Source organism: Legionella lytica (assembly GCF_044626755.1).
Classification (GTDB): Bacteria; Pseudomonadota; Gammaproteobacteria; order Legionellales; family Legionellaceae; genus Legionella; species Legionella lytica_A.
Window position 1 is genome coordinate 305,967 of sequence record NZ_JBGORX010000002.1, and the last position, 15,988, is coordinate 321,954.

Genomic DNA, 15,988 nt, shown 5'->3' on the forward strand with positions numbered 1-15,988 from the left:
GTGATATCCTTATCATTTTATCATTAGCAGAAACCCACCTTAGACAGGAGGGATTGTTTATTTCCAACTGATGATCATCGTTTTAAATTCAAAATACAAGGCCTGGCATCACATAGTGAGCATTCCTTTTTAATATCATTGAAATAATATGCATGACAGCACATAATGACCTCCCTTTAAACAAAATTAATTAACAAGGTACATTATGCCTCAAAATAATATTTTACCAAGACAGACAAAAAACACGGATAATCCAATGAACAAAAATTTTTTTGTTTTTAACTATACGCCGTCCCCCACTAATTTGGAGAATGATCCTTCCGTGATGAAATATCAATTCCAGTTAAAAATGGATAAAAACCGGGAATTAAGTCATCCTCAACCCATACATAAATCCCCCAAGAAACGTGCTGCTCAACCCAAAACTATAGTGTCAGCTACCAAGCAGGCTACTTATGTTCATCATGCCGACTCCCCCGCCGCATCGGAGCAAACCCCAAGTCTCTATAACAATGGGAGGTCGGCATTATTTTTCCCCGCATCGCAAAATACGACTTCTACTTTATCGACTTACCCAGCGAATCTTGATGCGTCGACGACTGCACAGCCCTCGGCGGCACCGAATACCGAGAGAAAGAAAATCCAAATTTCCAGGTTGCTTAATCCGCACATGGTGAATGAGAAAACATTGGACGCGGCAACCATCAGGACTTTAACTGAAGCATTTCAGGCATCTGAAGAATCCTTGGAAACCGGATTGTCTACCCTAAGGATCCGTTAAACCTAGGGCAAGCTGATTAGAATACATATATTGTTCGTAACCGATGGGGTGAACTAATAATTATTAATGACCGCTGGTCCGAAGAGAACGAGATCGGCGTTAATTCGAATTAATATTACTCAGTCCTCATTAACAAGTATCCTGTTTCTTACATTCAGAAGCAGGATAAGAACAACTTTGGCGTATTTTTATTACATGGATAGGGCAAAAACAAATAAAAGAGAAATTATCCTTTAAGTGCTGCAATTTCTTCCTCACTAAAAACACGCGAGCGCGTTAAAAAGCGAATGCCTTCCGGTGCTTCCAGTGAAAATCCAGAGCCTCTACCTGGAACTACATCAATAATTAATTGCGTGTGTTGCCAATAAGCAAATTGCGAGGCACTCATATAAACTGGAGTCCCTTTGATATCTCCCAAACATACATCACTAGCACCTATTTTAAATTCATTTCGCAAATAGCACATGGGGGCGCTGCCATCACAGCACCCGCCAGACTGATGCAATAATAATGCTCCATGCTCTTGGGTTAATTTGTTTAGCCACTCCTCTGCTAAAGGAGTGGCAATTACCCGAGCAGGTGCATTCATGATTAAAAAAATCCTAAAGGTTTAGTCGCGTAACTAACCAATAAATTCTTAGTTTGTTGGTAATGATCCAACATCATTCGATGATTTTCTCGACCTATACCCGACTGTTTGTAACCGCCAAATGCCGCATGGGCGGGGTATAAATGATAACAATTAGTCCATACTCGTCCTGCTTGTATCGCCCGCCCTACTCTGAAGGCTCTATTCTGATCGCGTGTCCATAAACCGGCACCTAAACCATATAAAGTATCATTGGCAATGTCGATGGCATCGCTTTCATCATTAAAAGAAGTAACACAGAGTACAGGGCCAAAGATTTCTTCTTGGAACACACGCATCTTATTATGTCCCTCAATAATTGTGGGTTGAACATAAAAACCCTCATTTAAATCAGAAGATAACTGAGCAACTTCGCCACCAGTAAGAATGGCTCCTCCCTCTTCTTTCGCCAAGGCAATGTACGATAAGATTTTTTCTTTTTGATCATTGGACGCTTGAGCACCAATCATCGTTTCGGTATCTAAAGGATGGCCTTGTTTAATTAATCTAACCCGCTCAATGGCGTGTGGTAAAAACTCTTTATAAATCTTCTTATCAATGAGTGCTCTCGAGGGACAGGTACACACCTCCCCCTGATTCAGGGCAAACATGCTAAATCCTTCCAATGTTTTTTGAAAGAATTCATCGGATTCGCTCATGATGTCGGCAAAGAACAAATTCGGTGATTTACCACCCAGTTCGAGAGTGACCGGAATTAAATTTTCTGATGCATATTGCATAATTAGGCGGCCAGTCGTGGTTTCTCCGGTAAATGCAATTTTAGCGATGCGCTTATTACTTGCTAAAGGCTTTCCGGCTTCCACTCCAAAACCATTAACAATATTTAAAACCCCTGGAGGCAATAAGTCTTGAATCAACTCCGCCACCACTAAAATACTGGCTGGCGTTTGCTCGGCAGGCTTCATCACCACACAATTTCCTGCAGCTAAAGCGGGAGCTAATTTCCACGCCGCCATCAGGATAGGAAAATTCCAGGGAATAATCTGGCCAACAACACCTAAGGGCTCATGAAAATGATAGGCTACCGTTTGCTCATCTATCTGGGAAAGACTGCCTTCTTGGGCACGGATGCATCCAGAAAAATAACGAAAATGGTCAATGGCTAAAGGAATATCTGCCGCTAAGGTTTCACGAATCGGTTTTCCATTATCCCAAGTTTCTGCAACGGCTAACATTTCTAAATTAGCTTCAAGACGGTCTGCAATACGATTTAGGATAAGCGCGCGTTGGGCAACCGGCGTTTTCCCCCAATCCGCTTTGGCTTTATGGGCGGCATCCAAAGCTAATTCAATATCCTCAGCGGTAGAACGGGGAATCTCACAGAATTTTTGCCCATTAACCGGGCTGAGGTTATCAAAATAATTTCCACGTTGCGGAGGAATCCATTCACCATTAATGAAATTGTAGTAACGGGATTTAAAATTAACTTTGGCATCGGCTTGATTAGGATGGCTATATTTCATGATATTTCCTATGTAATAAATTTGAGAATCCATTCACCACAATCTATTCAATACAGTGCGCGATTCGGGTGTATAAAATAGAATTTAAGGTCATATTTAACTGTGCTTGCGCCCAATGGCTTAACCATGCTAAAAAAATTACTCTTATCCCTTTGGGACTCTCTATGTAAATCGCCGCCTATTGCGCCTTTGATTAAAACATGATCAATTTTCTCATAACATAAAGAAATAGTCTGAAATGAGAACCTCGTCAAGGAGCAGGAAGGTGAAACTCTAGAACTAGCCCTCTTTTTTCAATAGCACCTCAACACCCATCGCCGAAAACCATCCCTTGAATTTCGCATTAGCTACTAATCAAAAACTCATGAGGACCTCAGCCATTCCATTTTCAACTTAAGTCAGGAAACCTAGCACCAGAGGGGCTTGTTTATTTTGCCGTTCAATGCTAACAATAATGCCCTGTAACACCGCAAAATGGCACTACTATGGACGGTAAAATTGAAAAACAACCATTAACCTTGACCCTGCTCGGTACCAATACAGAGTATTACCCTGAGCTAAAGAAAGTTGCGAAACGAGCTCCCTATAGTAAAGGAGCTAAGGTATGCGATTATCCTAAAGGTGAAACCCTCAGCCTCATTTCTTCTTTAATCACGGCCCCGGCGGCAAAGCGATGCGCGAAGACGGATATTAAAAATCCCTACGCCTTGCAAGCTGATGAAATCACCGTAATGAATGGCCCCAAAACCGATGGCGCCAATGTGGGGGAAAAAATTGCCTACGGCTTAGCCGCCATAGTCAACGCGGTAAGTCGCGGACAAGTAAAAGTCAATCTATTAGCCCACAGCCGAGGGGCAATAGAAGCGATTTTAATCGCCCATGAATTAGAGAATATCCGCGCCACAATAGGCACCTGCACCAACTTTAACGAAGTATTAAAAAGCCTCGGTGAACAACAAAGCAAACGACGAAAGAGCGCCCCCACTAACAACACCCCAGATATCATCGAACCCTTAAAAACACAAATCAATCTCATCGCTCAGACAGAACAAGAATCCTGGTTTAACCGCTTAAAAAGCAACCTAGGAGATCTGTCTTTAAGCTTATTCGCCATCGATCCGGTTCCTGGCGATTGCTTTCCGATTACCTGGTATGACGAGCGATTTTTTGTCCTTCCAGCACTCATCGAGCACAGTGAGTTCATCTATTATAGTAATGAACACTCGGACCGAGGATTCACCCCCGTATTTCCAAGTTTAGCCGCGGCAGAAAAACAGCATTTTGCTTTTTACTCCATGCCCGGACACCATGGTACCGGCTCCAGCGGCAATAATGGCTCACAACAAGATATCATTGTGGCTCCCCCAGGCTACAAAACCACCCACGTACAAAAGTTAATGCTTTTTAAAATAATTCACTTTTTAAGCCAACACGGCGTGAGTTTTAATGATGGCAGGCAACTCTTCCTTCCACACAGTGCCTTGGGTAAAAAATATATGGAAATTGAAGACGAGGCACAACACATCAACTTAGCCAATCTCGATTTCCCCGCTATTTTGCGTAGGCTCTATAATAAAATACAAGAAAACCAACCAGGCTATGAAGCCTATAATGCCACTCACTATTCCTTCATGGGCCATAACACACAACGCATGATGCTGCATCAAGGTCATCGCTATGCGCTCTTTGATGATTACTTCACCGCCTACACCGGTTACGTCAACGAAGAACATGCGCTGCTAATACAAACCTATTTTTTTAAATTATTTGGTCTTGATCATAACAAAACGAATCTCATTGAAATGCTTAATACCGCGGGAACGGTTTTAGAAAAAAATATTCTCAACCTCGTCAATAACGAACCGTCCATTTTGCAATCAGAGCTGACCCAAGAGCAGATATTGAAAACCTTCGGAGTCGTAATCCAATTGGTGGGCCAACAATATTTAACCCACTACTGGGATGCCAATCGCAAACACGAAAAAGCTGAACTCTATCAAGCACTGCTGGCTATTCTTAATAAATTCGCAGCATTACCCACGGCAAATCATCTCAGTATGCACCAGTTTTGCACTGCATTGAGTAACTTGTGCTTTATCAACATCAACAATACATTAGTTTTACATGCCCAAGAATTAGAAAAGGAATTTAATTGCCTGCAAGAATCAATAGACCATAGGCTCCAGCATTTCTTCGCCGCAATTTTAACCCAATTAAATCATCTCGAAAGTACCTCACAAGCAATGCTTGATGAAATAACCAATAACCCTGCCTACAAAGAATTACCCAATTCCCCCGCAACAACAAAGTTAAGCTATATTTATCATCAACTACTGGGGAAAGGCTTAGAACAATACACCCTAGAGCAACTGAGCAAAAACTATGCGGAACAATATAACCATAGCTTAGAGGAGTTCAGTAAGCTTTATTTGCGCTTGCAAACGCTAATTGAAGACTTAGCTACTTTAAGAAGTATGATTCCTACCGCTTATATTGAAATCGAGGAACTTTCTCTACTCAGTAAAATAGAGGCCCTGATAGCTACTGCCGCCGAACATTATTATAAAGTCCCTACTAAAGAACTCCCACCAAAAGCGGCCAAAGATTCATTTCCCTATCTCGCCGAACAGCATGCAATAACTCATTTTAATTTAAGCAATCGCTATCAAGAATCAACACCCTCTCTCGAAGGAAATAATGGAGCCAGTGGTAGTCTCTGGAGTAAAATGTTTTCCTTTTTCAGCAGCAGCAAAACCGCAACCAGTGAACAAGAGAGCAATAGCATTGAACTAGAAACAATCCCCCACCAAGTAAGTTAAATCCACCAAGGAGTAATTGCGCAGTATTCATTCTCTGAATGCTGGCGCGCATTCTTCCATTTTTTTCTTTGAGATAACTTGAAATAATTTTTATGCGTACTAAAGTTAAAGGTTCCACTAAATAAAGACGGAGCGATAACTTATGACGGAGCATCGGTGTTTCTTTAATCACGTTAAAAAATACTGCTCATATATAACCTTGACTCTATTTACGCAGATCACTGTGGCGCAGGCCGAGACTGCTTTAGGCCAAGGAATATATTATGATAATCAACAAATTTCTAAATTAGCCCAAACTTACCCCTCCCGGGTTTCCAAAGATGCGGGGTACCCGTTAATCAATAACTATTCCACTTTAAAAAAACTTTTTAGAGGCAGTCAATTTGGTTTAGCCAATAAACCCTCAACTACAGGTATGTGGTGGACGCCTTTACTTGCTGTAGATAAACCAGCAGGACAAATTCAAGACAGTGATTATTTATCCCCATTACTGATGATTGCTAATCCGCTTACCGTGAGTTTAAGCGAGCAAGGGATCGCTATGGGAATTCCATTACAAAAAGCGAATGTGGATAACGCCCATATAGATCGCGGCTATACCAATACTCTAGACCTTACCGTGACCACCGGAGATTTAAAAGGAACCGCCCCCTTAGTGGCTGATTATTCAGACTGGATGGTTAAAGCACAATGGGCTAACAATAATACCCCCTTATTAACAGCAAATATTATTGAAGGTTCGCCTTTTATCTTTGTTGAAAAGAAAAACAAGCAAGCGCTTTCTTATGTGCAATTCAACAACTCCCAAGAGGCGAAACTCCTGGCTCAGCAAAATGGGGCGAGTCTATTTAAAACTAAGAATGCTTCCGAGGGAAGCTATCATTATTATGCCTATTTTTCTAATCCAAATAAGGCAGCGAGCAGCTGGAAAACTGCCTCTGGCGTAGTTATTGTACCCACCAACCAAGGAGGAAGTGGAACTATTGTTCCTGCCACCTTAATCAATACTAATGATGCGGACAGCTATTTTACCCTGGCGGCCATTCCTGCGGCATCCGATGCAGAAGCCGTACAATTGATGAACCAATTGCAAGCATATGCCTACACCGTAATTAATAATACGGCGATTAGCTATGAATATGATAAAGCGAATGCGCAGGTAGTAACGCATTTTAATTTCACCACCCAAACGCTTTATAGCAATGCGTCGGTACAAAAACAGCCTGCAATCATGCTTTACCCTTGGCAAATTAAGAATCTGAGCAGTGCCGATAAAGCTCATTGTTTATTAAACGATGAATGCGCCAGTAACAAGGGGGTAATTCAAACCCTGAAAGGAACGATGCACTTATATGCCGTTCCCAATACTACGGAACAAATGGCCTCATTTACGACTCAAGTGCCTTTTAGAGGAATATTGCCGGTATTACCTAACAAGTTAAGTCAAAGCGACTTAACCAAACTGGGTAGTTACTCTTTTGCTATGCCCCCGGATCCCCATCTGGATTCAAAGAATCCCTGGACGGATACTTATGCTACCGGCAAATTATTAAGTCGCGAAGCTCAATTAATTAAAATAGCCGATGTGTTGATGCGTTCAGATAGTACCTCAGCGACCAAATATCAAACGATTAGAAATACCTTGCTCCAGCAACTCAAAGGTCAGGTTACTAGTTTTCTAACCGGTTTAAATTATACGGATGCCTGTCCTGGAGGCACCAGTGATTGTACACGGCCTCAAGGAAGCTGGTTTTATAGCTACAACAGCGACTGGCATTCCATGATGGGCTTTCCAAGTGGCTTTTTTACCGCCACCACCTTAACCGATCATGGCTTCCACTGGGGGTATTTATTAGACTCAGCAGCTACCATTGCCCAGTTTGATAAAACTTGGGCGCAACAATATGGAGGCATGGTTAACTTATTGATTCGCGATATTTGCAACTATAAATATGGCGAAGACAGCAATGAAGCCACGCAATTCCCACATTTTCGCAGTTTTGATCCCTACTCGGGCTTATCCTCAGCCCTAGGCATGCCTTACAGCTTGGATAATAATAATGAGGAAGACAGTGCTGAATTTATGAATTTAGCTCAGGCAATTGTGCTTTGGGGTATTAATACGCAAGGACTTAGTTTTGCAGGTGATAATAGCTCGCCTCAAGATATTTTAGAGACTGGCTTGTATTTATATACCACTGAAGAGCAAGCACTTAATCATTATCATTTTAATCAAAATCCTAACTCAGGCGTGTTCCCTGTAGGTTGGTCGAATAACTCTACCGGTCAAACTTACCTTACGGTGGGGAATGTGTGGGGTGGTAAGCAAGATCGCTCTACCTATTTTTGTGCAGGACAACCCTGTTATTATCAAAATTTAGCGTCCAACACCTTACCTATTTCGGCAGGTTCGCTGTATTTAGGATTCGATGCCAATTTTGTTAATCAAGTTTACACTCAAGATGCTAAAAACCCTTGTAGTGGCGATCCTAAAAACTCGGCGTATTGTGGCACCTTACTGAAGTATTTAGCCTTGGGTAATCCCACCCTGGCAGCTCAGTATTATACGCAATACTTTGAGCAGCAGGGCAATACTCCTGATCCAGGGGAAACATTCCCGAGCATTTACTATTGGATCCAAAACTTAAGAAACTTAGGTAACTTAAATTCCAATATCACTGCAGATACCCCTAGTTACGCAGCCTTTGGTTCAGGCAATACGCTCTATGTAGCCGCTTATAATGGAGAAAACACAGCGAAAACTATTCATTTCTACCATAATGGGGCTCTAGCCTGTACTTTAGAAAATATTCAACCTGGAGTTACCCAAGGGAAACTTTGTAATGGAGATACTCCGCCTCCGGCAACACAGTTTTCTTTCACACTTTATCTGGGTTATCCTTTTAAACCAGTATTAGTTAATAATACGATTCAATGCCCCGATCCAGTGACGAAAAGCCCTGCATGTTTACTCAAAAATATCGCAGCTCCATCAACAATGACCGTTGCCGGAAGTAATGGCAATTTATGCACCTTAACCATTGGTGGTGATGGTTCAGTAACCCCAGTAAATGAAAAATCCAAGGGTTGTTACATTAACTCAAAACCGGCTACACCAACTTCCGCGGGAACAATTAATTTACCCAGCGGGTTTTAAGCCAACGGTACACCAATGGCGCATGAATGCGCCATTGGTGTACAACCATCGTTAGACAAGCACCAAGAAACCGTCTAAATTAAATATTAGGAATATGCCTAAGGAGAAAAAAATGAAAGAGCCAATAGAGCCTCCTCGTCCTCTAGAACCTGACGAACCACAACCTGTTCATAATCCTGAAGAACCTTTAAAATAATAGTAGTTTCCGCATTTATTTGCAGAGACGCTTGGGGTTAAAATACGGAGAGTATTATCGGATTGCTCTTGTTTTATCCTTATTAAAATCAATAAGTTATGATAAGATGAATTAATGGAAATTCTTTCCCTTGTGGATTTTAATAATCTCTACGAGCAAAGGTTTACCTCAGCCATAAGAAGTTCATTAGCTCTGCTGCTCAGCGATATTAGTTGAAATTATATAAAGCCTATATATAATCCCGCCTTGAAAGCTATTTAGCTCACCTTTATTAAGCATAGCGCTCCAATTTGATAAATTTGTTATTCATAGCAGAGCCAACACATCATATAAATTTGTACTATGCATTCAAAACACAGGGCTCTATTAAGTGACTAATACTGAAAAAATTATTGGAATAATTGAATTAGGTGGAACTATTAGCTGCATTAGTGAAGATCCTACATCAGAATTCTATAAAGGCCCAAGTGCCTCCGTTTCTTCTTTTATTAAAGAGTTTAAACTAAAGCCTCATATTAAAATCATAATAGAGCAGTTCGATCAAAGAATCAGTCATGAAATGACTATTGATGGACTCATTAAATTAGCTCAAAGAACTCAATCCCTTCTGGATTCAAATGATGTTCATGGTGTCATAATCACCACAGGAACAAATGCCTTAGAGGATATCGCTTACTTTATTGGCCTAACAGTAAAGTCAATAAAACCAATAGTTTTTACTGGCTCCCATTATCCGCAAAATAGTCTTGCTTTTGATGGAAAGAAAAATTTGTATAATGCCATCAGCATAGCCAGTTCCGACAAAGCAATAAAATTAGGTGTTTTGGTCACATTTAATGATTATGTAATTACTGCCCGTGATGCTGTAAAAAATACACCCGGACTAAATAATAATTTTACTCAAGAAGGTGCAGGAGTGATAGGACATATCATTGGGGGCAACTTTATTTTGAAATCACTCCCTCTATACAAACATACCTATCAAAGTGAGTTTTCCATATTAGGACTAACCAATTTACCGAAAGTCTCAATTATTTATGCTCATTTAGGCATGGATGACTCCTTAATTAAGGCCTCCATAAGCTCTGGAGTATCCGGCATAGTCAGTGCCGGATTTGGAAAAGGCTATCAACCAAATCATATATCACAAGCATTGGCAAAAGCGGCGCAATTAAATATCCCTATTGTGAGATGTTCTCGTTATGGGATTAACTATACAAGTATTGATAAAACTTATGATGAAAAATACGGGTTCATTGTAGCAAAAAGCTTATCTCCTCATAAAGCAAGCCTTCTGCTATCAATTGCATTGAACAAGACTAAAGAGGTTAAGCAATTACAACAAATATTTGAGGAATATTAATCTTATGGTAGAACGGATTTCAAAAAATATCAGCCTCAAGATGCCCCTTAAGTTAAGAGTTAAGTTATGGGTAGTACATAGAACACTTAAAAGATCAAAAAATCTATCTCTATAATTGGCTCGCAAATAAGACGCTTAGTAGATTAGTCTGAAGAAATTGAAAAAACATCCTTTGAGGAATCTCACATTAACAGGAAAATCTTTATTACCCTTATTGGCTCTAAGTGTTTATTGAAGGAAGATACTAACTATAGTTTTAAACTAGACATATAATCCCTATCAATGTTATTTATGTCGTTTTTAGCCTGCACCTTGACACAAACATGCCCAGTCTTCAGGTTATATATTCTCTAAAGTGATGCATTCAGATGAAAAAAAATATTTTTATAATGAGCTTGTGGATTGGTTTATGTACTTTATTTTCCTTAAAGAGCGAAGCGGCGATACCCGTATTTGAAATAAAAGCCGTAACCAAAGCTCCTCAGCAATTATTAGCAAACCGTATGCTCACAGTGCAATATACCGTAAAAAATAACAGCAAAAAAATGCGGCGGTTAACTTTAAAACCAATGCCAGGAGTAGAAGAAGTAGCGGGAGCGGCTCTTTGTCACAGCCCATTTAACCTCGCTCCCAGTCAATCCTGTTTTTTAAACTTAAAGCTTAATGCCTCACAAATGGGTACAGGAATTCACGCCGGTCCGGTGCTTTGCCAGACTAAAGGGACGACCAATATTCCCGACCCGTTGCAGTGTTATGGTCCATCTTTGTCGGAGCAGTTGAATATCACGATTATTCCTTGCACGAACAACAACTGCATCAATAAAACAACCGAATATTTATTGCGTAACATTACCCGAAGTTATCAACAACAATATAATATCCCAGGCGTATTGGCAGGCATCTGGGTACCAGGACAAGGCCAATTAATTATTGAAGATGGGGTTGCTGATATTAGCACCGGCAGGCCAATTAGTGCATTAGATCATGTGCGGATTGCCAGCCTAACCAAATCGTTTACGACCACGGTGATTTTGCAATTAATTGAACAAGGATTAATAAATTTAAATACGCCGATCAGTAGTTTAGGTTTTGCGATACAAAATAACAGCGCAACCATTGCCCAATTAAGCAATATGCGTAGTGGAATTTTTAATTACAGTGCAGACCCTAACTTTCTGCAAGACTTAGTTGATAACTTTTTAAGAAAATGGTCGCCACAAGAGCTGGTTAGCATTGCGAATAACAATACTATTTATTTTGCTCCAGGGGCTGATTGGCACTATTCCAATACGAATACCATTATCTTGGGAATGATTATTGAACAATTAACCGGAAATTTCATTGGTAAAGAGATTTCCCAGCGAATAATTCGCCCCTTGGGCTTAAGTGAAACCAGCTATCCGACCACACCGGCACTACCAGTTCCTTTTGCAAAAGGGTATGCCGGTACTGATTTGGAAGAAGTAACCTATGTAGACCCATCTTTTTCAGGAGCTGCAGGCGGCATGATTTCCACCCTGGGAGATTTAAAAACATGGGTAGAATCGCTGGCTACAGGTAGCCTCTTATCAACCACAATGCAACAACAGCGTGTTAATAGCCTATTACCGATTAGTTTTGATCCCTGCGCTGATAATGATCCTTCACGCCCACATCCAACATGCCCGGAATATGATAATTATGGCTATGGGATGGGCTCAATTAATGGTTGGCGAGGGCATACCGGGGATTATTTTGGCTATTTATTATTAATGATGCATGAGCCCAATAGTAAAGCAACCATTGTGATTGTGGTTAATCTATCTGGCGTCGGAGTTCATATCCCCACAAATTTATTTAGAGAGTATCTGAATATTATTAATCTTTAACCTTTTTATTTTCTCATTATTGGAGTGCTTCTCAGTCACTATCTCAAAGCGCTCCAATTCTTATATCTGGCATCAAAAAACCAACCTAACTTAGGGGTGTCCTTAAGTTATGAGCTTAAAGTCAATAACCCACCTTAATTTTATTTAATAAGCCTTAAGTTTTCTAATACATCAGAAGGCTTTTCAAACACATCATACTGAAAGATTAATCATGAAGAAGCAAACAGCTGCTACGTTATGAAAAGAAAATAACTTTTCGGCAAAGGAATAATCATTCTTTTTTATCGAAAAAATAACCTAGAGGTTAATTCAGAACAATACCTCAATACATTGTGAATGACCATTCTTCGGTAATTCTCTGGAAATGTCTGGTGAAAGAAAGATACGTGAGATGATTTTAATAGGTAGTTATTCCTCCATAGATGGCTTCATTTCTATTTCTTAAGTAAGCCCATAATCTGTCGCCATAGGAAAAATGCCACCACTCTTGGGGATAATTAACAAATCCTTGTTCGTACATAATATCAAGAAGTATTCTTCTATTTTTTATGGCGTCCTCAGAGATGTTTTGTGAAAATGTTTCACAGATATTAGGTGCTACTTTATTCCAATCTTTAATTTCCATGCCCAAGTTAACTAAACTTCCATCCTTATCCATTACCTCTAAATCCACTGCACCACCAGTGCTATGAGGAGGTATGTTCATTGTACCATTTAACAACTTTACAGGAGCAATTAACCAACTGGTTTGTGTAAAAAGTTCTTCTTCTGAGACAGTCGTTTTTTTTAATTTTAAAGAGTTGTATAGTGAATCAAATAACATTTTTTGAACATTTAAACTACGTAACCCCTCATAAATTCTGAACCTCCAACCGTTAGGTAATTTCTCTTGAGCTTGGCAGAGCTTTTCATACACAGTTTTTCTTATCTTTGTATAATCATCCATAGTTAGAGGGGTATCAGGAGGAGGGCCATAAGCAAGTTCCTCTTGTTCTTTTAGATCGATAAGTGGTTCATTATTTTCATTTATGGGAATGCTACTAACTTTTTTTTCATTAATAACAACTTTATTGATCACCTAATTTCGCCCACTCTATTCAACTCAGGCTAGAATTATAAAAAGATTTATTTAATCGCTCAATAAATTTTATTAAGTATTTTGGATAGAGTTTATTCTTAGCATTGAATATTGATTTTGAAGCGATATAATCACAATTTAACTTTTAAGGAAGATGTTATGAAATTTGAAATTAAGTATGTTCCTGTAAGTCTTGCTGGTAGTGCAGTTCCTTATTAACATTAACCAGAACTAGAGCGTTACGTTATAAATGCCTTTTCCAGTATATAAATATCCTAGAATAAAGCCTTTTGTCGAATTTTGTTGGAGAAAGGGCATAGTTTCCTTTTTCAAAATTCCTGGGCTATCTATCGACCTAGATGATGAAAAAAAATTCATCTATAACGTTTGTTCTATAATGGATGGCTCCATTTCGCTACAAGATCTGAAAGAAAGGATGTCATCTATATATCCCTATGAAAGCCAATTTTTAGACGATTTATTAAGTGCTCTTGATAATGAATACTTAATTGAGGATGTTTTTTATAATATTCCTAACGCTACGATTGAAGCTCAAGAAAGGTGGTCAAAAAACGTAGAATTTTTAGGTTCATATTGCCGAGCAAAGGAAAATAAGCATCAGAAACAACAGTCATTGAGTGAAATTAAAGTTGTAATTCTGGGACTAGGTGGTGTTGGTTCTAATGTATTATTAAATCTAGCAGCTCTTGGGGTACTAAATTTTAGAATCGTTGATTACGATAAAGTGAGCTTATCCAATCTAAATCGCCAAATATTATACAGCAACACTGATATAGGGCATTATAAAAGCGACATGGCAAAACAGAGAATATTACAGTTTTTACCTAACGCAAATATAGAGTGTTGTAATAAAAAACTTGAGTCTACAGATGATGTTCTGGAAATGGTTAGAGGATATGATTTTGTAATTGCAGCAGCAGATATGCCTCGAGAAAAGATTTTGGACTGGGTTAACAATGCATGTCTGGAATTTAAAATACCGTATATTTGTGGTGGGCTAGATAGTCTTTGGGCTACTTATTTTTCTATAATACCAGGTATCACTGGGTGCATGGCATGTTGGAAGCAATCAGCCAGCAAAGACCGAGCCCTTTATCAAGATATAGTTCAAGCTGAGTATTTTTCCTCAGCCCCTTCTCCAAATGTAGCTATTATGCCAATGATTTCGATGGTTTCAGGCCTTATATCCAGTGAATTTTTAAAAATAGTAACTAAAATTTCTGAGCCTAATGCCCTTGGAAAATTATGTATTTTTAATTTTAAAAGCTCCGAAATGGCTGTTCAGGAAACATGGGAAAAATTAGACAATTGCCCTATTTGTAGTAAAGAGCAATTTAATTAATTTTGAAAGGATTATAGCTTACATTATAATCATAAATATCAATTTCTTCTTTAGACTTTAACATATTTGCAAGGTAATTTGCTGGGCCTGAAATAATGACCGCAAATATAATTTTATATGAATAGGCATATAAAATTAAAGAAGTTATCTCTTTAATATTTAAGGTTCCATATAAAGCTAATGGAACCGAAATGAGCAACATAATTAATTCGCCAATCGCTGATGAGCAAATACTCCTAAACCAAAAAAATTTCCCATGAGTAAGAGTTTTCCATTTTGAAATAATCGCTGAATTAATGAAAGCTCCTGCTAATACGCCGATCATTTCACTTGATAACGAACGCCAAAGTGAACCTAATACAAGATTATACGATTCCTCTTGATTTAATTGTGGTGACGGCGCCTGAATAGCAAAGAACACTAAAAATACAAAGAGATAATCACATACGAAAACAAACCAAATAATTTTTTTTGTTATTTTAAAGCCATATACTTCTGTGATTATATCATTCCAAGTGTATGTTATTGGAAAAATTAAAGATGCTGCGGCACCAAAAAAATATTGTACTTTTATTATCTTAAAAGATAAGACTAAAGATGCAAGCTCACAAGCCAAATAAAGCATCGAAAGAAAAGTAATATACTTATATGCGCCTATACAGTATGTATTGGAATTCTTTATTTGTGATAGTTGAGTTAGCATTATTAATTTGTTTATTTAACTAATTTTAAAATGGGTTTATTAACATTAATTTTTTTTATGTCTTTAGTATTTTTCAAACCAGCAAGAAAACCAATATAAAATGCTTGAGATGAATTAAATAAGATAATAGTTTTACTTTTTGCTAATTCTATAGGGTCCATTTTATACATAGCCCTATTTTGTGTGCTCTGATAAATAATATTTCCCATACGGTCTTGGCAAATGATTCTATAATTTGATTTTTGACTAGTCTGGTGTGGTGAAGAAAGATTTGTTTTTTTCTGACTTTTCTTTATACCCCAACTTTTCCCAAAATAATACCCTATCCAGCAGGCTTGGTGAGGGGGAAGAGAAGTAATAATATATTGATCATATCCAATATCTTCAATTGTAGAAACTAAAGTGGCACCTTTTCCTCGACATGATATAACTACTCGATTCAAACATTCATTTATTTCTTCAATCTTATAAAGATAGTTTTTTTCAGGGAAATATAATTTGAAAAAAATAGTTAGAAAATTAAAAAATTTCCTTAATAACAAAAACAT

11 protein-coding genes are annotated in these 15,988 nt (G+C 38.6%); 6 read left to right on the top strand and 5 right to left on the bottom strand.

Going from position 1 to position 15,988, the window contains the following annotated elements; all coding sequences use genetic code 11:
- Positions 1 to 256 precede the first annotated feature (256 nt).
- Positions 257 to 781 (top strand): hypothetical protein, encoded by a 525-nt coding sequence (locus ACD661_RS08720; protein ID WP_400187475.1) that lies wholly within the window; start codon positions 257 to 259, stop codon positions 779 to 781.
- Between the two features lie 226 nt (positions 782 to 1,007).
- On the opposite strand, the gene ACD661_RS08725 is transcribed toward ACD661_RS08720, so the two are convergent.
- Together ACD661_RS08725 and exaC are read right to left on the bottom strand one after the other, a co-directional pair.
- Entirely contained in the window at positions 1,008 to 1,370 is a 363-nt protein-coding gene (locus ACD661_RS08725; protein ID WP_400187476.1) for a DUF779 domain-containing protein, read from the bottom strand.
- A gap of 2 nt (positions 1,371 to 1,372) precedes the next feature.
- On the bottom strand, positions 1,373 to 2,893 hold the full coding sequence (gene exaC / locus ACD661_RS08730) for an acetaldehyde dehydrogenase ExaC (RefSeq protein WP_400187477.1): 1,521 nt from the start codon (positions 2,891 to 2,893) through the stop codon (positions 1,373 to 1,375).
- A gap of 485 nt (positions 2,894 to 3,378) precedes the next feature.
- On the opposite strand from exaC, the gene ACD661_RS08735 reads away from it, so the two are divergent.
- The 4 genes from ACD661_RS08735 to ACD661_RS08750 all read left to right on the top strand — a co-directional run bounded on the left by ACD661_RS08735 (position 3,379) and on the right by ACD661_RS08750 (position 12,296).
- Complete coding sequence (locus ACD661_RS08735; protein ID WP_400187478.1) at positions 3,379 to 5,712, top strand: hypothetical protein; 2,334 nt, start codon at positions 3,379 to 3,381, stop codon at positions 5,710 to 5,712.
- Positions 5,713 to 5,854: 142 nt separating this feature from the next.
- Positions 5,855 to 8,869 carry a glycosyl hydrolase gene (locus ACD661_RS08740; protein ID WP_400187479.1) on the top strand — a complete coding sequence of 1,005 codons (3,015 nt, stop codon included), beginning with the start codon at positions 5,855 to 5,857 and terminating at the stop codon, positions 8,867 to 8,869.
- Positions 8,870 to 9,435: 566 nt separating this feature from the next.
- Positions 9,436 to 10,428 (top strand): asparaginase, encoded by a 993-nt coding sequence (locus ACD661_RS08745; protein ID WP_400187480.1) that lies wholly within the window; start codon positions 9,436 to 9,438, stop codon positions 10,426 to 10,428.
- Positions 10,429 to 10,796: 368 nt separating this feature from the next.
- A complete protein-coding gene (locus ACD661_RS08750; RefSeq protein ID WP_400187481.1) occupies positions 10,797 to 12,296 on the top strand; it encodes a serine hydrolase domain-containing protein in 1,500 nt (499 codons plus the stop codon).
- A 397-nt stretch (positions 12,297 to 12,693) separates the two neighbouring features.
- On the opposite strand, the gene ACD661_RS08755 is transcribed toward ACD661_RS08750, so the two are convergent.
- Entirely contained in the window at positions 12,694 to 13,374 is a 681-nt protein-coding gene (locus tag ACD661_RS08755; protein ID WP_400187482.1) for a M15 family metallopeptidase, read from the bottom strand.
- A 250-nt stretch (positions 13,375 to 13,624) separates the two neighbouring features.
- Between ACD661_RS08755 and ACD661_RS08760 the strand changes: the two genes are divergently transcribed.
- Entirely contained in the window at positions 13,625 to 14,737 is a 1,113-nt protein-coding gene (locus ACD661_RS08760; RefSeq protein WP_400187483.1) for a HesA/MoeB/ThiF family protein, read from the top strand.
- On the opposite strand, the gene ACD661_RS08765 is transcribed toward ACD661_RS08760, so the two are convergent.
- Both ACD661_RS08765 and ACD661_RS08770 read right to left on the bottom strand, forming a co-directional pair.
- Positions 14,730 to 15,440 (bottom strand): queuosine precursor transporter, encoded by a 711-nt coding sequence (locus ACD661_RS08765; protein WP_400187484.1) that lies wholly within the window; start codon positions 15,438 to 15,440, stop codon positions 14,730 to 14,732. The genes ACD661_RS08760 and ACD661_RS08765 overlap by 8 nt on opposite strands.
- Before the next feature lie 11 nt (positions 15,441 to 15,451).
- Positions 15,452 to 15,988, bottom strand: coding sequence for a phosphoheptose isomerase (locus tag ACD661_RS08770; RefSeq protein ID WP_400187485.1), 537 nt, complete (start codon positions 15,986 to 15,988; stop codon positions 15,452 to 15,454).